The organism is Kitasatospora acidiphila (assembly GCF_006636205.1).
Lineage (GTDB): Bacteria > Actinomycetota > Actinomycetes > Streptomycetales > Streptomycetaceae > Kitasatospora > Kitasatospora acidiphila.
Window position 1 is genome coordinate 545,209 of record NZ_VIGB01000003.1, and the last position, 19,862, is coordinate 565,070.

The following is a 19,862-nucleotide window of genomic DNA, read 5'->3' on the forward strand; positions in this document are numbered from 1 at the left end:
GGCGCCCTGCCGTGCCCGCAACTCGCGCGGGGCACACCTGCGCCATGAGCCCATCAACAGCCCACCGCCGCACCGCCCGACCTTAGGTCAACTTTCGGTTTCGAACGGGGCATGAGCTGCGCGAATGCTCGCGGGCTCGTCGCGGCCCGGGCTAGGATCCGGCTGACGCCCTCCGAGATGCGGCACCTCGCGCGCGGCATCGGCGAAGCGTCCGCCCGCGGCGCACCGATCGCACCGCGCACTCTCGTCACCGCGCACCAGGGACCTCGCGCGAATGCGGAAAGGCAGCGACTTGACGGATCGACTCGTCGGAGGAGACACCTCGCTGCTGCGTCGGATCAACGCCGCGGTCACCCTGCGGGCGCTGCGCGACGGGCAGGCCGTCACCCTCACCCAACTGGTCGGCGACACCGGCCTGTCCCGGCCGACCGTCGAGGGCGTGATCGAGGGGCTGATGGAATCCCGGCTGGTCGCCGAGGTCGAGCAGAGCCAGGACGGCGGCCGCCAGCGCGGCCGGCCGGCCCGCTGGTTCCGGTTCCGCGCCGAGGCCGGGCACAGTCTCGGCATCGAAATCGGCGTGCACACGATCCGGGTGGTGCTGGCCGACCTGGCCGGCGAGCAGATCGGCAGCCACACCCGCGCGGTGACCGAGACCATGGACGCCGAGGAGCGGCTCGGCGCGGCGCGCGGCGCGGTGGCCGAGCTGCTGCGCAAGGCCGGGGTGTCCCGGGACAGCCTGTGGGCGGTCGGCGTGGGCACGCCGGGGATCATCGACGGCGACGGCTCGGTGCGGCTCGGCACCGCGATGCCCGGCTGGACCGGCCTGGACCTGGGAGCCAGGCTGCGCCGCTCGTTCCGCTGCCCGGTGCTGATCGAGAACGACGCCAACCTGGCCGCGATCGCCGAGCACTGGCAGGGCGCGGCGGTCGGCATGGGCGATGTGGTGTTCGTGCTCGCCGGGCTGAGCCCGGGCGCCGGCTCCCTGATCAACGGCCGGCTGCACCGCGGCTTCGGTGGCGCGGCGGGCGAGATCGGCGCCCTCCACCTGCTGGGCCAGCAGGCCACCCCGGAGCGGCTGCTCTCCACCACCGGCAAGCCGCTGGACCCGCTGGACGAGGCGGCGGTGGCCCGGGTGCTGACCCTGGCCCGCGAGGGCGACGAGGTGGCCCGGGTGGCGATGGACCGCTTCCTGCGCCGGCTGGTGCACGATGTCGCGGCGCTGGTGCTGGCGATCGATCCGCAGCTGGTGGTGATCGGCGGCTGGGCGGCCGGCCTGAACGACGTGCTGGAGCCGCTGCGCGAGCAGCTCGCGCGCTACTGCCTGCGGGCGCCCGAGGTGGCGCTCTCCACACTGGGCGAGGACGTGGTGGCGCTTGGGGCACTGCGGTTGGCGCTCGACCAGGTGGAGGAGCAGCTGTTCGCGGTGGATCAGCCGGTCTCCGCACGTGGCTGACAGGCAGTCAGGCCCCCGTCCTGGTATGAACGGGGGCCCATTTTGACGTCTCGCCTTTGACGTCTCGTCCTTCGTCTCGTCTTTGACGTCTCGTCTTTGACGTCTCGTCAGCTGGCGGCTTCAGCTGGCGCTGCGGACCGCCGCCGGGACCGGGGTGACCTCGACCAGGCCGGTCTCGCCGAAGGTGAGGCGGCAGGTGTCGGCGCGGTAGGTGGAGACGGCCAGGGCGGCCAGTCGGCCCGCGGCGGCGTACTGGGTGGTGACCACCAGCACCGGGGTGCCCGGCGGCCGCTGCAGCAGCGCGGCCTCGTCGGCCTCGGCCACGCCGAGCTCGACCGCGCGGGACTCGCCGTCCACGGTCAGCCGCTCCAGCCGGCGCAGCACCGCGCGGCCCTGCTCCTCGCCGTCGGCGGCACCCTCGGCAGCCTCCTCCCCCGCACCGGAGAGGCGGATCTCGGGGAGCGCGGGCAGTGCGGAGTCCGCCACGTGCAGCGCCTCGGTGGCCACGATCTGGCCCTGGGCCACCCGGATCCGGCGCACGCTGTGCACGGTCTCGCCGGCCGGCACACCCAGCGCCCCGGCGAGCCGCTCACCGGCGGGGGCCACGGTGCAGCCGACCGTCTGCCAGACCTGCTCCCGGTTGCCACCGGGCCAGCCCTCGTCGCGGCGGCTGACCGGCACACCGACCCGGGGCGCGGCGACCAGGGTGCCGATGCCGCGCCGGCGGACCAGCCGGCCCTCCAGCTCCAGCTGGTCGAGCGCCTGCCGCAGGGTGGCCCGGGCCACGCCGAACCGGGCGGCCAGCTCACGCTCGTTCGGGATCACCTCACCGGTGGCGAACTCCGAGGTGATGGCGCGCAGCAGCACCGTGCGCAGGTGCCAGTACTTCGGCTCCGGTACCGCCGCGAGCTGAGCTGTCCCCACCGTGTCCTCCACCCTGGCCGGCCCGGGCCGCTGTGGTACGGCCGCGCGTCCGGCATCCCGAAGGCGCGGCTGGCTCCGGCCGCCGAGGCGCCTGCTGCGGGGCGGGTTCTGCCTGGTGGCAGGCCGGGGCTTTATCCGTCCTTCTTTATTAAAGGTCTTTGCAGTAAGGGACCCTAGGTGGTGCGCCGGGAGATGGTCAAGACCAATGCCAAGGCTTTGACCGCCGCGCAACGGACCTTCATCCGGCCTTCACGTTGACCGGCCGCCCGCACCCGGCAGGTAGGCTGCGCGGGTGACTGTGGTGACGACTGCGAATGTGAACGGGATCCGGGCCGCGGCGAAGAAGGGCTTCCTCGAGTGGCTCGCCGCGACCTCGGCGGATGTGGTCTGCCTGCAGGAGGTGCGCGCGGAGGTCGCCCAGCTGCCGCCCGAGCTGCGGGACGCCGACGGCTGGCACACCCTCTGGGCGCCGGCCGCCGCCAAGGGCCGCGCCGGGGTGGCCGTGCTCTCCCGCACCGCCCCGCAGCGCACCCAAATCGGTTTCGGCTCAACGGAGTTCGATGGCTCCGGTCGCTACGCGGAGATCGACCTGCCCGGCCTGACCATCGCCAGCCTCTACCTGCCCTCGGGCGAGGTGGACACCGAGCGGCAGACCGAGAAGGAACGCTTCATGGCCGAATTCCTGGTCCACCTCACCGAGTTGCGCACCAGGGCAGCCGCCGAGGGCCGCGAGGTCCTGGTCTGCGGCGACTGGAACATCGCCCACCAGCAGGCCGACCTGAAGAACTGGAAGGCCAACCAGAAGGCCTCCGGCTTCCTCCCCGAGGAGCGCGCCTGGCTCACCCGAGTCCTCGACGAGGCCGGCTACGTCGACGTGGTCCGCCGCCACCACCCCGACCAGGACGGCCCCTACAGCTGGTGGTCCTACCGCGGCCGGGCCTTCGACAACGACAGCGGCTGGAGGATTGATTATCTGATGGCCAGTCAGAAACTCGCGGACTCCTGCGTCAAGGCCCACGTCGAGCGGCCGGCCTCCCATGCCGAGCGATGGAGCGACCACGCACCGGTGACCGCCGTCTTCGACCTCGATCAACTCCTTTAGCACTGAGAGAATTTCAGGTAACTGACTTTGGCTGCTGCGGTCGTCGCACGACCCGCCTGGAGCGACTGCCGCAGCCGCTACAGCCCCGCAGATTGGCTACACAGCGATCGCCAGGTTCCGCTAGGTTCTGAGCGTGCGTCAGTTGATCTTCCGGGAATTCCTCGGTTTGTAAAACCCTGGACCCACTGGCGGAAGGCGCCTTCGCAACACAGGCGCTGCAACCACCCCGGGCTTCACCCGCTTCGTGAACCACCTGACGGCTGCGGTCGCCGCCGGGTCGCCACGCCTCCTGGAGAACGCTGTCACCGCCTGGCCGACTCGACGAACCCCCGGCCGTCATCGATGATGTGCGGGGGGGGGTGGTGGAATCCGGCGGCGGAACCCCGGTGTGGGTAGCCGCCGCTCAGGAGATCTCGAACTCAAACGTGATCCCGCCGGCTGTCCGATCCCCGCGGTCCTCGTTCCGGCAACTATCGCTCCGTACGATCCGCTCTTTGCCAGGGTGTCGGCGTTCGCGGCGGCAGCAAATACTCCAGACTTCCGGCACCCCGCAGTGGCAGGCCAGCATGATGCTGATGGCCTGCCACCTGGACGCGAAGCGCGATCCGATGCGCTAACGCCGACCAGACTCAGCGGTCCGCGACGATGGAGCACGCCCGCTGGTAGAGCTCGTCGAAGGTGATGATCTCGACGTCCTGAATGGACGTCCGATACAGCTCGAAGGAGCTGAGCTGCGCGGGGTTCACGGCGCCGTTTTGGATGAACTCCTGCAGGCTGCCGATCACCACGACTTGTCGGGGCCGAGTGGTAGACAGCCCGACCTCGATCGGGGTGCCGTCGTCCTCGTAGATGCGATCGAGGAACTCGCGGGCGATGAGCTGCTGGGCCTTGTTGACGGTCTTCTGAACCTGGGCCACGCCCCCGCCCAACTCCTTCGATGCCTGGTAGACGCCCGATCGGTACGGGACTTTGGCGAGTAGCTCCGTCTCGTGAGTCTTGATCTCGCAGAAGAGCATGCTGCTGATCAGGCCCTTGGAACGCATGATGGCGTCGATGCGCTTTCCGGCCCCGCCGAAAATGCTTGCCCCTGTGGTGATGCGTTCCAGCTTGCCGTCGTCGATGGATTCGCAGGCGATGAGGTTGAGGCCGTAGCCGAAGATCCACTGGTTCTCTTCGAAGAAGACCTGCCACACCGCCTCCGGCCCGCGTGTCGTGGCCAGGCTCTCAGCCTGCTGGAAGTAACCCGGATCGGTAAGCAGTCGCTCGAACCTCTGGAGCTGTTCCTTGCGGTTGCTGATCAGCCGGATGTCCTCTTCCGTAAGGCCACCGCCGATCGCGGTCTTGACCGCACCGAGAACCGTCGTCCGGTCCTGACCGGTCAGCAGCTGGGCCAGTTGGGATTAGTCTCCGGCCACCAGCTGAAGGGGGTCGGCGGGGGTGCTCAGGCCGGCGCACCCCTGGAGGAAGTTGATGACCTTCCAGAAGTTCTCGTGAACGTCGCCGGTGTCGACGAGCGCCTTGACGGCACGGGTAGCGCCGGTGTCGGGCACCATCTGAGAGGATGTTCTGTGGGGCTTTGCCGGATTTCAGCTTGAGTTGGTCTCCGAGGTGCCCGGTGTTGATCTGGCGAGGACGAATAGGCCGGGCTCGGGCTTGGTGAGGATGTGCGGTCAGCCAGGCACGTCGGGCACCGCCTTGGATGTTAGGAGCCATCCGGTACGACGAGCCGGTCAAGCGACGGTCGCATCATCGGCAGGATAATTTCCGAGTGTATGCCGAGGACGCGGCCGTCATGCTCCGTGAGGTCCCCGCAGCCATTCAGTCTCACAGTCATCAGCGGCATAGCGTAGGTGCGTGAGTCGAACGGCTACCAGGTGCAAATGTCAGCGGCAGCCGGTCCGAAATGAGATCCCGGAGAAGTGCTGGGCCCACACCTCGGGTGTGAGCGCTCCCGAGGTCGTGGCGCAGATCCGGTCGATGGCGTGGGAGACGTCCAGGTCCCAGAGCTGCAGTGTCCCGCCGGCGCCGCTGGTGGCGATGGAGCGGCCGTCCGGGCTGAACGCCAGGCCGTCGTATCCTGTCCACGGCAGCGGCCGGCCGATCTGCTGCGGATGGTGCGGGTCCGAGAGGTCCCACAGGCGCAGCGAGTTGTCCTCACTCACCGTCGCGAACATCGGGGTCTTCGCGGAGAAGGCCATCTCGTTGATGGCCCCGGCGTTCCAGGGCGCCAGCGAGGCCAGCTTGGCGGGATGGTGTGGATCCGCGATGCTCCAGAGCTGGATGCCCGCTTGCCTGTCGGTCGTGGCCAGCATTCCGCCGCCGGGGGCGATGACCACTGCGTCGTCCGAGCTCGAGTGGACCGCCCCGAGCGGGCCGAGGCGCGCTGGGTCTCGGGCGTCCCACAGCCCGATCCCGTTGTCGGAGGAGACCACCAGCAGGGGTCGCTGTGGCTCGAGCACCGTTTGGCCACCGGCGTTGGACAGGCTGTTGGTCGGGTATTCGCGAGGATTGCTGCGGTCGCTCACGTCCCAGGCAACCTTCTCCTGGACGTCCCAGAGCGTTCGTCCGTCGGCGGTGAAGGCCAGTTCGCCGACGAAGTCGCGCGTGTCGTTCACCTCTGCGAGCGGGGTGGGTCGAGCTGGGTCGGTCAGGTCCCAGAGCCGCAGGTTGTGGTCCGGGTCGCTGGTGGCCAGAGTCCTGCCGTCCGGGCTGACCGCCACGGTCTTGGCGGTTTTGTCGGACTGCCCGAGGATCGGATCGCCGACGGGCACGGCCCGGTTCGGTGCTGTGACCTGCCAGAGCCGGACCGGATCGCCGACCGCGCCGCCGTCGGCGTTGCTGGCGGTGGCGAGACCCTTGCCGTCGGATAGGTAGTCGATGACCTGGATGTTGCCGCCAGGCGTGGCCTGGGTGGGTGGCAGGTTCCAGAGCCAGACGCGGGAACTGAAGGTGGTGGCCAGGGTCGAACCGTCGGGCGAGAAGGTGAAGTCCGAGATGGTGCCGTTCTCCGTGCTCAACGGCAGGCCCAGGGGCTGCAGGTCGCCGATGTCCAGCCCCCCGTGCTCGGCGTGGTGCGTGGGGGTCTGATCGAGCCGCCACAGTTGGACCGACTTTCCGGCCTGGGCCGCGACCACTTGAGCGTCGGGACGCAGTGCGATGCTGTTCCCGTCGACCTGCTCCGGGAACACCCGCTCCGTCTGCAGAACCGGATGGCTGCGGTCGGTGATGTCCCAGGATCTGAGCGGGGTCTCGTAACCGGACTCCGACAGCGTGGTGTTCCCGGGCTGCTGGCCGCCGGTGGCGACGAGGTGGTGGCCGTCCGCACTGAACCGCGCATGGGCGGAATCGTCCCCGCCCAGGTCGAGCGGGTCCGGGAGCTGGGGTACGCCCTCGCCTGGGCCGGACACGTCAAGCAGCCGAAGGCCGCCCGGGAGAGTCTCGGCGTTGCCCGCCCCGAAGCCCCCGGAGGAGACGGCGAGGGTGCGGCCGTCCGGGCTCAACGCGAGTGCCTTGCCCAGCGCCGTCGCCCTGACTGCCGGGTGCGCCGGGTCGGCGAGGTCCCAGACGGTGGCGGATTCGTTGGTGGTCGTCGCGACGCTCTTCCCGTCCGCGGCGAAGGCCCCGCCCTCGAGCACGCCGCCGGTCAGCTCGGCACCGGTGGGCCGAGGGTGGGCCGGATCGGCCACATCCCACAGCACCGTGCCCCCCGCGTCGTTGGGGCCCTGCGTATTCTGCTCAAGAACGGAGAGCGCGAGGAACCGCCCGTCCGGACTGACCGCCAACCAGTTCGCGAAGGTGGGCACCGTCCCGGCCAAGCGCGGATGGGCCGGATCCGTGGTGTCCCACAGACTCACCGTCTTGTCTGTACCGATCGTCGCCATCCGGTGCCCGTCGCCGTCGAACGCCGGACCCTTCGCGGGGATCGGCAGCGCGGTGGCGAGCGGGCTGCTCTCGGTGGCCAGCAGATCGGTGTAGCGGTCTTGGCTGGGATTGATCCGATCAGACGCCAGATCCAGCTGCGCCGCCAGGGACGGGTCGGTGGCGCGGATCCGGTCGGCTTCGGTGGCGATCTGCCCGGCGATCGCGAGGTCCCGCTGGTGCTGGGCGGTGGCGCGCTGCTGGAAGGCGATCACGGCCGCGGTACTGGCGATCAGTGTCAGTACGGTCAGCCCGGCGATGACAGCACGTCGGACCCGGACCGCGCGGGCCGCCGCCTGCCGGACTGCGGCCGCCGCCAGCCTGGAGGCCTGCAGAAAGGCCGCGGCCGTCTCGCTTAACTCACCCGGGGTGTGCTGATCGGCCTGGTCGGCGCGCTCCAGCCTGCTGCCCCGGACCAGCAGGGCGCTGTCCCGCTGGGAGGCCTGCCAGGACCGGGCGGTAGCCTCCAGCTCCTGGCGGACCAGCAACTCACCGCGGCTGGCGTTGACCCAGTCCCGCAGCCGCTGCCAGGCCCGGATCATGGCCTCGTGGGCGAGCTGGACAGTGCCGGTGCCGTCCTCGTTGCGGTCCCAGGTGAGCAGTCGAGCGTCATGGAACACCGCGAGCACCTGCTCCACCACGGCGGGGCGCAGGCCGATTCCGAGCTCGGCGGGTGTCACGCGCTGCCGGGTGTCCTCGGCGTCGTCGGCGATCCTGACCAGCCGCGGGAAGAGTCGCTCGGCGGCCTCCCGGCCCAGCCCGTCCAGACGCGCGAAGCAGTTCTCGGCGGTCTGGTTCAGCGCGTTCTGGATCCCACCGGTCTGCTGGTAGCCAGCGACGGTGAGCGCCCGTCCCTCGCGCTGGCTCCAGGTGTTGGCCAGGGCGTGGGAGAGCAAAGGGAGTTGGCCGGCGGCAGACCACGGCCCCGATGTGGTGCTACTGCTCGCCCCGGTCAGCACGCCCATGTCGAGCAGCAGCATCTTCACCAGCTCGGGCTCGACCAGGTGGTCGACACTGGCGGCCGGCTTAATGATGGCCTCCTCGAGCTGCTCCCGGTCCATCGGACCGACCGGCACCTGGTTCCGCTGCAACGCGTCCTTCAGCACGGGGTATTCGAGGCAGTGACCGTAGAAGTCGGCACGCAGCCCGAAGACCAGCCGGGCCACCGGACCGTCGGTCGCGAGCCGGCTGACGGCCTCGACGAACCGGTGCCGCTCGGCAGCATCCTCGCAGAGCGTGAAGACCTCCTCGAGCTGATCGATAATCAGAATGATCTGATCGGAGTGTTCTTGGCCGATCTCCCGCCACGCCTCGGCGAGCCGGCTGGGGTCGCCGGCCAGCAGCACGCCGATCCGGGCGGCCTGCTGCGGGTTCCGTCCGAGCTTCTCGGCCAGTTCGGTGAGCGGATGCCGCCCCGGAGCCATCACGATCTGCCGCCAGTGCCTCGACGTCGGCACGTTCACCCGGCCTTCGGACAGCTCGTGCAGCAGCCCGGCCATCAGCAGCGACGACTTCCCCGACCCGGACGGTCCCACCACCATCAGCGGCACCCCGGGCTTCTCGCTCAGCCGGCTCGACAGGTCCTGGACCAGCTTGCCGCGCCCGGCGAACTGCCCAGCCCGATCCTTGCCGAATGGCCGCAGACCGGGGTACGGGGAGGGGGTGTCGCGGCTGCTCGGCCCCTTGAGTGCGCGCTGCGATTCGGCGAAGTTGTAGTTGTGGTAGTCCCCGGCAACCTGGGTGATTGAGCTGTTCCCGTGCGCGACCGCCGACTGCTCGACATGGTGCGGCCGGTGGTCACTGCTCTCCCCTTTCGAAGGCTCCTCAGCTGGCGGCGTCACGGCTCGACCACTTCACGTTCCCGGCCGCCTGGACGATAGTGCTGTGGTCCGACGCCTCCGCCCGCTGGATCACCGTGGTGTGCGATGCCGAGGGTCGGGGCTCGTTGAGCAATGGTCGCCACTCCTCGTCCAGGATCCGCTGGAGTTCAGGGACCAGGGACGGATACCGGTTGAGCAGCCGGCGCAGCTTGCGCTGCCAGTCGTCGGCCAGAACCGTTTCGAGCCGCTCGTCCCCTGCCTCCCGCGCGGCGAGCAACTCGGCGCGCACGTCCGACAACTCCTCGGCCACCGCAGCCTCCTGAGTCGGATGCACGCAATGCCAGAGCGCTACGGCGGAGTCCTTTACCTGGTGCCACGCATCAGTCGCCATGGCGTTCACCAGCGTCGTTCCGGCTGCACTGATCAGCCCGTCTACGGCAAGCGGGTCCATGCAACTCCTCCACAACACAGTGGCGTTGGGCATATGTGCTAACGCTAGTGGATGCACAGTGTTTATGCTGCGACCTGATCGGGGCGGCGTCGCAACCAAGCTGATGCCAACGGGAAGTGGGGAGCCATACCCGACGGTGTTGCCAGCATCGAGGCGGGCCGCGAACAACAGCAACCGGCCCTCGCCCCGGGCTCACGCTGATAGGCCCTGCGCTCGCCCATGTCTACAGCAATCCGCATCTCCACTGGACGTCACCCCCCTGGGCTGGCAGCCGACTTCGAAACAATGGACAAACCGCTCAGACCCTCACAGAACTCCCTCTGAGAGACGGGGGTGTCCCCCGCCTTCTTCTTGTCCTTCTTCCAGAGCTTGACCCTCGGCGTGTAGCTGTCACCCTTCTTGATGATGGTGACACTGAGCAGGGTCGCCACCTGGGGCCGGTCGTCGAGGACGAAGTCGGTGATCCTCCGACCTGTGCGCGTGTCGTACAGGTGCCGGAGCCCGTCGCTGTCTTGCGAACCCCGGATCCTCAGGCTGGCGAAGTCCCCTCGGGTGACATCGAACTCGGTGGTGAGATTGAGGAGGCGAAAGCCGCGAACGATGGGGGCGGCAGGTGCGATGCCCTGGCTCCGCCAGTCCGGTGCGATGTTGGGCATGGGCCGGGGATCGCCTTCAACCACGAAGCGCTGGACGTCGATGCGCCCGAGCTGGCCGAGCACGGTCTCCAGCGTCCGCCAGACCAATTCCTTCGTCTCTTCGGTGACGGTGTGCAGGAGCTCGCGCTCCACCGTCAGGACCGCCTCGTACGTGGCCTCCGTCCAGCCGTCACCCGGCATGGGATGGAAAAAGCCGCCGTCGCGGCGCAGGGTCAGAACCGCGGTGCGCAGCAGATCGCGTGCGCTCTCCTCGCCGGCGCAGTCGAGGAGGCTGTAGGTCTGGCCCAGGACCAGGTCGAGCTTGCCCGTGTCCTCATCGCCCAGCGGCAACGGGACCAACGGGCCTGTCGGCGCGACGCGGACCGGGGTGTACAGCGGGCGGCCGGAAACGAACTCGTAGGAGCGCAAGCCCCATCCGTCCGGTGCCAGAAGCCGGTTCAGCTCCTTGACGTGCCCGGTCGCCTCCTCGACATCGGCCACCACCTCGGGATGGACCACCCGTGCCAGAAAGGCGAGCAACACCTCATCCGCTCCGTGGGAGAGCCCCAGCCTGAGATCCTCGAAGATCCAGTCGTCGGGAAGGTCGAAGTTGTTGAACCGGTGCTGCTGGATATCGGCGCGGACAGTCGGGAGCTGGCTGTTCTCTGACGGCGGCCGGTCGAGGTCGTAGAGGTCCTCAAGAAACGTGACTTCGTCCAGCTTTCCCCACCAGGGACTCGACAGCCCGCGCAGATACTTGAAGATGTCTTGCCGCGTCACCGCCGTGATCTCGGGTCGTGCATGTGCCGGGGCGGGGTCACTGGACGTCATGCCTCCATGATGGACGGCCGGTATGCCAGGAGGCGGGCTATCGGGAGATTCCGATTCGCGCGGGCGTCAAGGAGTCTGGCTGGCTGCGAGAACGTCGCAGCATTTCCAGGCGAGGCCGGGGTGCCGGCAAAGGTCTGCCCGTCCTCAACGTCCCTCCATGCACACGGCGTTGTGGGAGAGGGCATCTCCCACAACAATGTGCCGTGCGCCCACGGACTGAGGTCAGCCTGTGCTTGCGAAAGCGACCGCGTTCGAGGCCCACCCATCCCACGACCCGCTCGGGCCGACGATGATCCAGGGCAGCCGGCCTACACCGAGCTCCCGGCGCTCTCCAGTTGCCCTGCGCGTACTTCGAGTTCGGCAGGTAGGACTTCTCAATTCCCCTTGTCAACGCGCCGGGCGCCGCTGATTAGGCTTCGACCATGTCGAGTCAACACCGGGCGGCAGGTTCCGCTGACGACCAGCTGTCGATCACCGAGGCCCTGATCGACTTGCCATTCCCCCTTCAAGAGGAGAGCTCGCTGAGGGAAGGCGGTTGGAGCGGGCCTGGCTTTCACCTGGCCGTCCTCCGGGAGAGCCAGGACTTCTGGGACGATCGGAGCGAAGAGATCACCGAGGCGGCCGAGCAAGAACTGGAGTCCGATCTCGCCGTACTGGCTGCGACTTTGACCGGCCGCTGGGGCAATCCGACGTTGGTGGACCTGTGGCCGTATCTCGGGCTCGACCATCCCGACCCCGACTACGCGGCGCCCGAGCCGCTCTCCTTCCTGAGCATGGTCGCCGGCAGCATGTGGGTATGGCGGTTGCCGGCCGCCGACCGTTGGCTCGCGTTGACCATCGGCCAGGCTGATCCGGAGTTTCCGTTTCAACTGCTTGCTGCCGTAGGTGAGGCGGCCTCGCTCCGCGACGACGCCGGTGGTCATGGCGGGTGAGTTCGTCAGCGTATGGGGCCAGCGCCGCAGGGCGCCGGCTTGCACTCAGCCGCACTGGATCACGGGCGGCTGGCTTGGTAGGACCGTCCGTCGCGCAGGAGAGCCCAGAGGACGTTGACACGTCGGCGGGCGAGGGCGAGTACAGCCTGGGCATGTGTCTTGCCTTCCGCGCGTTTGCGGTCGTAGTAGCGGCGGGAGTCCGGGTAGCAGGTGATGCTACTCAAGAATCGGGCTGGCGCAGTTCCGAGGTGAGGCCCACTAGCGCATTCTCCCGCCTGCCAGACCCAAGTGACGGCTTTTCGGGCAACTGCGCCCGGTGCTGGTCTACGTCGACAAATCGCCCCTTGGTGGATGGTTCTGGGGCCCGGGCCTCGCCCGTCAGCCACGGCGGTGCCGCGCGTGCCTACGGGCGGGCGGAGGCGGGCCAGCCGCGCGGCCGGCTACGGCTGTGCGGCGGAGCCACCCTCGCGCCGCCCGCTACCCCGACTTGTTCTTGAACGTCTCCTCGATCAGCCACAGGGCACTCTCAGGACCGTTGCCGATCGCCACGGACGCGCGGATCGCAACGCACGCCGCACGCGAAGCGCGCTGAGCCATCGTCCCTGACTTGTCGGCTCGTCGGCCGGGTGGTCGCGCCCACGTCGGCCGGCCTGCCCAACCGCGTGCGCCTCGCTCGTCGGGCCCATGAGGCCCGTCATGCACGGTTGCCGATCAGGTGTCTCCGAACCACCGGCCTGTGACTGGGCGTTATGGCATGCTCACCCGAGGGCGACGGAGAGGTTCGCCGTACGGACAGCCGATGCACCAGGGGTGGGACCAGCATGTTGTCGGTCAGCGCGACCGTGTTCTTCGCAATCGTCATCTACCTGCTGCTGGCCCGGCGTACTGAGGCTCGTAGCCGTGTCAACGAACGGCTGACCGCGTTTGTCTGCGTGGTGTTCGGCGTTCTCATCGCGTCGAGTTCCTGGGGGCAGATGATCTTGCACTTGGTCGGGAACGTGTTCGGAATCGTCGGCCAGGCGACCCGCTGACGCTCCGGTGTGCGCGTGCGCGGCTGACGTTCTGTCAGGGATGGGTGATGTCATGGGTGCCGTAGGCATGTCCACGTACTGGGAGTGGGACCGGGTGGCTCGGCTGGGACGGGGTGCGCTTGTCGTCGGCATCGGGGGTGGGCGGTGACTGCGCGCAGGCCTCCGGCCCGCCGGCGCAGCAGCGGGCGCCGGCCGAAGAAGGCCGCCACCGGGTCGGATGAGTTGTGGCTCTTCGTTGTCGGTGCGGTGGTTGCGCTCGCCGTGGTGGTCACGGTGTTGCGGTGGCTGGCGACCCACGTCTGGGTGCTGGTGCTGCTGGCGCTGATCGGGGCCGGGGTGGCGGTCTTCTTCGTCCGCCGACTGCTCGATCAACAGCGCGCCGAGCAGGCCCGGCAGTTGGCCGACTTGGAGCGCCAGCGCCGGCTGCGGCTGACGCTGACCGGGCCCGGGGGCCTGGACCACATGCGCCACGACGCCTTCGAGTTCGCGGTACGCGACCTGCTGCTGCGCGACGGCTGCACCGCGCATCGGGTCGGCCAGGGCGGTGACCAGAGCGCGGACGTGCTGGCCACGGATCCGATGGGCCGTACCTGGGTGCTGCAGTGCAAGCACAAGCAGGACCCGATCGGTGGCGCGCCGGTGTCGGTCGGCGTGCTGTACAGCCTGGTGGGCGCGAACGAGCGGGTGCACAAGGCCCAGGTGCCGGTGGTGGTCACCAACGGCCGCTTCACCAAGCCGTCGGTGAAGTGGGGCGCCGAGCAGAACGTGCTCCTGGTCGACCGTGATCTGCTGGGGCGCTGGGCCTCCAGCGGCCGGCCGCTGTGGGATCTGCTGCCCCGCGTCCCGGGCCCGCGCGGCGCCCAGGGCGGCTGATCCCCCCTTCGCATCCCGCGCCACCTTGCGCTCACCCCCGGAGCGGCCGATCAGCTTCAAGCCCATCGTCGCCGGCGAGCGCAGGATCTTGCCGATACTCGAGGCGTTCCACTGGTTCGCCGGCGGCTTCTTGCGCTTGCTGCTGTAGCCCTCGCCCTGGTTCCGGTACACGTGCGTCGTCGGCGTGTCGAAGCCCGCCGCCTCCAAGGCGGCGGCGATCATCCACTGACTCTGCCCCCGCACCACCAGCCGACCCATGTACCGCACCGCCTCCGACGTCACCGGATCCGGCTCCAACGTCCGCCCACCCCCGGCCCGGTCCACGATCCGGTACCCGTACGGCGGCTGACCACCCGCCCACCGATCCGTCTTCCGCAGATGCTTGTGCGCCCCCGCCACCCGCGCCTTGATCCGCTTCAACTCCATCTCCGCGAAGATCGACGCCAACATCAGGAACACCTTCGCCATCTCATTCCCGAACGAACTCCCCCTCCCCTCCCGGTAATCCAACGTGATCCCGTCATCCGCGAACACCAGAACCTTGCCGTTCTCCTCCGCCCAATGCGCCACATCCGCACAGTCCTTCGCCGACCGGAAAGCCCGGTCCACCTTCGCCCACACCAACGCATCCCAATCGTCCTTCCGATCGGTCAACCACGGCCCCAGATCCGGCCGCTTCCACGGCGCCACCTGCGCCGACACATCCAAATCCTCGAACGCCCCCACGATCTCCCACGACTGCCCCAGCGCATGCCGAGTCCCCGACTCCGCCTGCACCAGATGCGACACCTTCCCCTCATCCCCATGCGTATCCGACACCCGCGAACCCACCACCGCCCGAACCGCCACCGAAGTCGTCATACTGGCCACAGGTAGCCCCCTCCACACGAGCCGACCGCCACCACAGACCACGGCACACCCGAACGAGCGAACCATTTTGAGAAACCCGTTCGATCTGCTGGCGGATCGACTACCACATCTCATCGTCCGGCCTGGCCGAGCGCGCCCTGTGGAGCAAGGTCGAGCGGGCCGCCACGCATGCCGAGCGGTGGTCCGACCACGCGCCCGTCACGGTCGCGTACGACATCTGACCCTGGTCCGCGGGCAGTGGGCGGCGGTCAGGCAGATGATGCGGGGGCTGGCTGCGTAGTCCTCGGTGACTGAGGGGAGGAACGCTGTCGCCCATGGCCTTGCTGATCGCCGCACCGTGCCTCAGCCGCCACCGTACCGGCCCAGCGCGTCCAAAGCGTCCAAGGCGTCCAAGGCGTCCAAGGCGCCTTGGGCTGTGCGGATCCTCGAAGAGCTGAAACACTCCGGCTCCCGAAGCAGCAGTGCCATGTCACCCCAGCACAGCACGCTGGGGCGGCGGCGTCGAAACGCCGGGGCCTGCGGCCGGAGCGGCGGTCGCGGCCCACGGCAGCGCGTACCAGGAGAGCGCGACGAGAACGGTTGCACTCGGCAACTCGGCGAAGTAGGCCAGCAGTTGTGCGAGCTGGTAGTCGGAGCCGCGATGTGCCGACCACAGGTCGAAGAACGCGTCCAGGCCCAGTAGGACGGCGGTGGCCGAGGCCACCGGACTGGTGGCCGGGTGGCGGCGACGCACCAACCGGGCCAACAGGAACAGCGCCGCCACCTCCATGACATCCAGCCACACCCAGGAGTTGGAGAGGTTCCGTGCACCGAAGCGCCCCTTCACCGACAGCGCAAGCACGACGATCCATGGCATCAGCAGGAAACCCGCCGTACGGAACGCCATCGGCAGCCAGCGCCGGATTGCCGCCTCACGGACTGCGATCTGCCTCCGAAAAGTGTGCGCCGGCATCGTTGTGCGCCTTCTCCTTCGCAGTAGTTGGGTTCCAAGCGGTGTATCGGCCAGGCGTCCAGCAGGTCGAGCGTCAGTTCCAGGGCCCGCGCGGCCGGCGAGGACGGCCCCTGGGCAGCACCTCGTCGAGGGCGCATCCCTGGACGTACTCCAACACCGGGTACAGCAGCACCCCCTCATCCAGCGCCTCCTCGCCGCTGTCGAAGGCCGCAACGATCGAGGAGTGGTTGAGCGAAGCCGTAGAAAGGGCTCCCGCCGGAACCGAAGCAGCGAGGTGGGGTCGACGGCCAGATCCGGTCGGAGGGCTTTCACTGCTACCAGGCAGTCAAGACGCTGGTCTTGGGCCAGGTGCACCTCGGCCATGTCCCCGCGTCCCAAGACCGCGTACCGCCCGCTCAGGACGTGCTCTGGTTCCATCGCAACCGTCCTCACTCGTGTCGAGACGTGAGCGCCGCCATCTCAGGCCGGCAGGTCCGGACACGGTACGAAGCCTTCTTGTGAGATCTCTGTGACGCCGCCGGTACCAGTAGTGCCCCCGGCCGGGCTCTTTCCCTTCCCTTCAAGGCCACCGAAGGTGACCGTCACCGGTACAGCCGGTCTCCGACGGCTACGCCCAGGGCCGCAGCGGCACGGTCTCAGGCGTCGACAGGGGCAACGTGCTCGACTTCGACCTTTGGCAGCACGTCGACGACCTCTACTACTACACACACGCCCTGATGTCCGTACCGCCCACCCAGTGGACCAACGCCGGACATCGCAACGGCGTCCCGGTCTTCGCCACGGTGACCGCCGACTGCGCTGGCTGCGTCAACCAGGCCCAGATCCTCTTCGATGCGGACCACTACCACGAGACGGTCGAGAAGCTCTACCGGTACGCCGTCGCCTACGGCTTCGACGGCTGAGTGATCGACATGGAGAACGGCTTCGAGCCCACTCCACCGTTCTCGCCGCGGTGCAGGCACTGCTCGACAAGAAGCTGCCGGACGGCCGGCGCATGCAGGTGATCGTGTATCACGGAGGCCAGGACCGCCTGAGGCAGGATGACGTGCTGCTGCCCTACATCAAGGCGGGGACCTCCTGGCAAGCGGACTACAACCCGGACGCGCAGCCCGGACCCGACAATCCGGCAGCGGTGACCCACGGCACCCCGCAGGGACCGCCCCCGGCATCGCCTTCAACCTCGCGATGGCCCGGCACGATTCGGGGCACCTGCCCGAGGCACTGGACCTGCTGGACGAGGTGGTGGAGGAGACCGACGACACCGACGCCCGGCTGCGCCGCGCGCAGGTACTGATCGCCCTCGGGCGCGATAACGGGCACGTGGAGCTGGCGGCAGCGTGTCAGCGGCTGCCGGCATACAACGGCGCGACCGCCTTGACGGCCCCCTCCACGAGTGCCAGCGTGCTGTCCGAGCAGGGCGGATGAGGTTTTCGGCAAGGGCAGGTGCACCACCGCCGACGTTCCGGCACGGCCCGAGCCGATCCCAGTGCTAGCCGAACTCGGCTTTCCTGTGGGGTGGTTGGTGGCAATGGATCCGTGGTCGGCACGACATATTCCCCCTTTGGCATATGGGATGCCGGTCAGGACGGCCGGGGCCGACCGACCGGTCGGACGTACCATTGCACATGTCATACCCCTGGAGCGAGAGCATGGCCATGGCGAATCTCCGCCGCCGTGATCCTGCGCAATCCTGGCACCGTGTCGCACCTACCCGGGGGCGGTGCGGCCGGCGGGCGAAAGCCCCTGCGCCCCGTGGCGTTCGCGTTCGCGTTCGCGTTCGCGTTCGCGTTCGCGTTCGACGAGCATGCGGCTTGCCGGCGGCCGCGATCCAGGGCTACCGGGCATTGGTTGACCTGGTGTCATGACGCGGTCTGCGACTGGCTGTTGTCGACTGATGTTCTGTCACCCGGGGGCGGAATTCGTGGTTCCAGGGACTTGACCAAGTGGCTTGACGTGTCACTAACATGATCCGCACCAGCAGGCCGGAGGCTCTCGACCCAGCACCCTTCGACCTGCACATCAGGGCTGTTGGCGGGCAGCCGATCCATCACAGGCGCCGAGCCGGTGCCAGTTGCCATTCATGGTCGGGGATAGTCATGACGCTTGGTAAGTCGTACGCAGACTGATTTCATCGCCTCTTCTGGTCACCACGGGGTGTCTTCACGGAGGCGGCTGAACCGTGCCGCGCGGGCTCGAACCGCGTCGGCACGGCCGGATCGGCGTCTGTCGCAGCCGTCTGCCGTCATGCCGTCTGCCGTCATGCCGTCCGCCGGCCTCCATTCCGCACGAATTCCCAGCTGCGCGGGGTCCGGCTGCTGCCGTACCGGCTCGTCCCACCTGTCCGTTCGAGAAGGAATTGCTGCATGCACGGTTCTCCTCCCTTCCGTCGTCGGCGAAGGGCAACTAACGCGGTGGTCACCGGGCTGATGACCGTGGCGGGATGGCTCGGGGCGGCTGCTCCGGCCTTCGCCGACTCCACCGGCACGGTGACAGGCGGTCAGGAAAACTACTCGTACATCAACGAACGCGCTGCTCCGCACCTGTCCGCGTCCCTCGTGGGGCAGGCGTCCCCCGGCAATACGGTGAACATGAAGTGCCAGACCCAGGGCGACACCGTCGACAACGACTCCCGCTGGATCTGGTCGGGCTCCTTCTTCATCGCCGACGCCTTCATCTCGGAGAGCACCGACTCCCTGCCCGGCTGCGGCCAGTCCTCCCTGCCGATCACCATGCAGAAGCAGGTCCAGGACGAATGGTGCTGGGACGCCTCCGGCCTGACCATCGCCAACTACTGGGGCTACAACCAGTACAACCAGTACGACTTCTGCAACCTCGCGAACGAGTACAGCGGCATCAGCTGCAACGACCGACCCGCCACGCTGGACGACATGGCGGGCGCGCTGTGGGAGATGGGCTTCGCCAGCACCGGCAGCGACCTCAACCGCAGCGCCACCTTCGCGGAGACCGCCAACGAGATAGCCGACAACCGCCCGTTCGCGGTGCGCATCGGCTGGACCTCTGGAGGCGGGCACATGAACGTCATCTACGGGTACGACCCGTCCTCGAACATGATCGCCGTCGGCGACCCGTGGCCGTCTACCCAGACCTACACCTGGTGGGACTACAGCAGCTACGTCAGCAACAACTCGTTCCGCTGGACCCACTCCCGGATCGGGATCCACAACTGAGGAAGGCCGCAGCCGCAATGCGAAACAACATCCGTACCGGTCGGCGAGCGGGTCGGCTGGTCGCGCTGGCCCTGGGCGCGGCAGCGCTCATGGCCGTCGTGTCCCCGGCGGCCCAGGCCGACCAGGGGCAGGACGTCCCCGACCTCGCGGGAGCCCAGCAGGTACTGGCCTCCGACCATGTGCACAGCACCGTCTCCCAGTTCCTCGGCGCGATGGCCGCAGGCAGCCCCAGCGGTGCGCCCACCATGCCCCGGGCGGCCGAATCCCCGGTCGCCGGGCAGGCGTTCAGCATGGACGCCCCCGTCCCGCTCTACGAGCTCTCGCCCGACTTCGTCCGGGGAACGTCGTCGGTGACGCCGGGCAACACCGTGCACCTCGCCTTTCTGGCCACCCCGGTGACCAGCAAGGACGGCCACCACGCCGATGTCCTGCTCAGCCACCGGACCGGCTCGTGGGCGCTGGCCGGAGTCCGCTCCGAGAGCGAGGACACCGGCTACGCCAAGCGGGCCACGCCGGGGACCACGATCTTCACCGAGCCGCAGATCCACGCCTGGTACGAGCTCGCGGACGACAAGGTCCAGCCTCTCAACCACGAGGCGCAGGACGGGCTCGCCGGCCGCCCGAGCCTGTCGCTGGCCGAGTACCAGAAGCTGGTGCACCAGCGTTACGCCGACGAGCTGCCGGGCTCGGCGTATGACCAGAAGGGCCTGGCCGGAGGGTACGGCCTCGCCTCCGCTCAGAAGGCTCAGCAGTCGGGGCCGTCCACGGCGGAGCTCGGCGCCTCCGGTGCCGCGGCGCTGGCGCTGGCCGGCGGCACCCTGACCCTGCGCCGGCGCCGCGCGCGGAGGCAGGAGTAGATTCCGCGCGCTGACGCGGAGTCGG

The 19,862-nt window shown here is 68.7% G+C and carries 15 protein-coding genes and 4 pseudogenes; 10 read left to right on the forward strand and 9 right to left on the reverse strand.

The annotated features are described in order from the left end of the window. Positions 1 to 274 precede the first annotated feature (274 nt). Positions 275 to 1,453 (forward strand): ROK family protein, encoded by a 1,179-nt coding sequence (locus E6W39_RS03485; RefSeq protein ID WP_141632210.1) that lies wholly within the window; start codon positions 275 to 277, stop codon positions 1,451 to 1,453. A gap of 120 nt (positions 1,454 to 1,573) precedes the next feature. Here E6W39_RS03485 and E6W39_RS03490 read toward each other — a convergent pair whose 3' ends face one another. Then, the gene (locus E6W39_RS03490; protein WP_141632211.1) at positions 1,574 to 2,377 is read right to left on the reverse strand and encodes a GntR family transcriptional regulator; all 804 of its coding nucleotides are present in this window, start codon (positions 2,375 to 2,377) and stop codon (positions 1,574 to 1,576) included. A 292-nt stretch (positions 2,378 to 2,669) separates the two neighbouring features. Here E6W39_RS03490 and E6W39_RS03495 point away from each other — a divergent pair, with 292 nt between their 5' ends. Next, a complete protein-coding gene (locus tag E6W39_RS03495) occupies positions 2,670 to 3,479 on the forward strand; it encodes an exodeoxyribonuclease III (RefSeq protein ID WP_141632212.1) in 810 nt (269 codons plus the stop codon). Between the two features lie 629 nt (positions 3,480 to 4,108). Here E6W39_RS03495 and E6W39_RS40910 read toward each other — a convergent pair. From E6W39_RS40910 to E6W39_RS03515, 5 genes are all read right to left on the reverse strand, one after another. After that, positions 4,109 to 4,672, reverse strand: coding sequence for a Shedu immune nuclease family protein (locus E6W39_RS40910; RefSeq protein ID WP_228717943.1), 564 nt, complete (start codon positions 4,670 to 4,672; stop codon positions 4,109 to 4,111). A 207-nt stretch (positions 4,673 to 4,879) separates the two neighbouring features. After that, the gene (locus tag E6W39_RS40915; protein ID WP_228717944.1) at positions 4,880 to 5,032 is read right to left on the reverse strand and encodes a hypothetical protein; all 153 of its coding nucleotides are present in this window, start codon (positions 5,030 to 5,032) and stop codon (positions 4,880 to 4,882) included. A gap of 330 nt (positions 5,033 to 5,362) precedes the next feature. Further along, positions 5,363 to 9,238 (reverse strand): nSTAND1 domain-containing NTPase, encoded by a 3,876-nt coding sequence (locus E6W39_RS03505; RefSeq protein WP_141632213.1) that lies wholly within the window; start codon positions 9,236 to 9,238, stop codon positions 5,363 to 5,365. Further along, positions 9,222 to 9,668 carry a hypothetical protein gene (locus E6W39_RS03510; RefSeq protein ID WP_141632214.1) on the reverse strand — a complete coding sequence of 149 codons (447 nt, stop codon included), beginning with the start codon at positions 9,666 to 9,668 and terminating at the stop codon, positions 9,222 to 9,224. Before E6W39_RS03510 ends, E6W39_RS03505 begins: the two co-directional genes overlap by 17 nt. 251 nt (positions 9,669 to 9,919) lie before the next feature. After that, positions 9,920 to 11,134, reverse strand: coding sequence for an AbiJ-related protein (locus E6W39_RS03515; protein ID WP_141632215.1), 1,215 nt, complete (start codon positions 11,132 to 11,134; stop codon positions 9,920 to 9,922). 422 nt (positions 11,135 to 11,556) lie between these two features. Between E6W39_RS03515 and E6W39_RS03520 the strand changes: the two genes are divergently transcribed. Continuing rightward, on the forward strand, positions 11,557 to 12,066 hold the full coding sequence (locus tag E6W39_RS03520; RefSeq protein ID WP_141632216.1) for a hypothetical protein: 510 nt from the start codon (positions 11,557 to 11,559) through the stop codon (positions 12,064 to 12,066). 59 nt (positions 12,067 to 12,125) lie between these two features. Here E6W39_RS03520 and E6W39_RS03525 read toward each other — a convergent pair. Further along, positions 12,126 to 12,299: pseudogene (locus tag E6W39_RS03525) on the reverse strand (IS110 family transposase); the annotation flags it as partial. 588 nt (positions 12,300 to 12,887) lie between these two features. On the opposite strand from E6W39_RS03525, the gene E6W39_RS03530 reads away from it, so the two are divergent. Beyond that, complete coding sequence (locus E6W39_RS03530) at positions 12,888 to 13,097, forward strand: hypothetical protein (protein ID WP_141632217.1); 210 nt, start codon at positions 12,888 to 12,890, stop codon at positions 13,095 to 13,097. A 144-nt stretch (positions 13,098 to 13,241) separates the two neighbouring features. Next, entirely contained in the window at positions 13,242 to 13,970 is a 729-nt protein-coding gene (locus E6W39_RS03535; protein ID WP_141632218.1) for a restriction endonuclease, read from the forward strand. 27 nt (positions 13,971 to 13,997) lie between these two features. Here E6W39_RS03535 and E6W39_RS43945 read toward each other — a convergent pair. Then, positions 13,998 to 14,954 (reverse strand): annotated as a pseudogene (locus E6W39_RS43945) (recombinase family protein); the annotation flags it as partial. Between E6W39_RS43945 and E6W39_RS40920 the strand changes: the two are divergent. Beyond that, positions 14,930 to 15,061 (forward strand): annotated as a pseudogene (locus E6W39_RS40920) (exodeoxyribonuclease III); the annotation flags it as partial. The pseudogenes E6W39_RS43945 and E6W39_RS40920 overlap by 25 nt on opposite strands. A gap of 248 nt (positions 15,062 to 15,309) precedes the next feature. Here the strand turns inward: E6W39_RS40920 and E6W39_RS03550 are convergent. Continuing rightward, a complete protein-coding gene (locus E6W39_RS03550; RefSeq protein WP_141632219.1) occupies positions 15,310 to 15,696 on the reverse strand; it encodes a hypothetical protein in 387 nt (128 codons plus the stop codon). A gap of 740 nt (positions 15,697 to 16,436) precedes the next feature. On the opposite strand from E6W39_RS03550, the pseudogene E6W39_RS03555 reads away from it, so the two are divergent. From E6W39_RS03555 to E6W39_RS03570, 4 genes and pseudogenes are all read left to right on the forward strand, one after another. Next, a pseudogene (locus E6W39_RS03555) lies at positions 16,437 to 16,694 on the forward strand (endo-beta-N-acetylglucosaminidase); the annotation flags it as partial. 283 nt (positions 16,695 to 16,977) lie between these two features. Further along, on the forward strand, positions 16,978 to 17,217 hold the full coding sequence (locus tag E6W39_RS03560) for a hypothetical protein (RefSeq protein ID WP_141632221.1): 240 nt from the start codon (positions 16,978 to 16,980) through the stop codon (positions 17,215 to 17,217). Positions 17,218 to 18,218: 1,001 nt separating this feature from the next. Next, entirely contained in the window at positions 18,219 to 18,980 is a 762-nt protein-coding gene (locus E6W39_RS03565) for a papain-like cysteine protease family protein (RefSeq protein WP_228717945.1), read from the forward strand. A 17-nt stretch (positions 18,981 to 18,997) separates the two neighbouring features. Next, positions 18,998 to 19,837, forward strand: coding sequence for a hypothetical protein (locus E6W39_RS03570; protein ID WP_141632222.1), 840 nt, complete (start codon positions 18,998 to 19,000; stop codon positions 19,835 to 19,837). Positions 19,838 to 19,862: the final 25 nt, after the last annotated feature.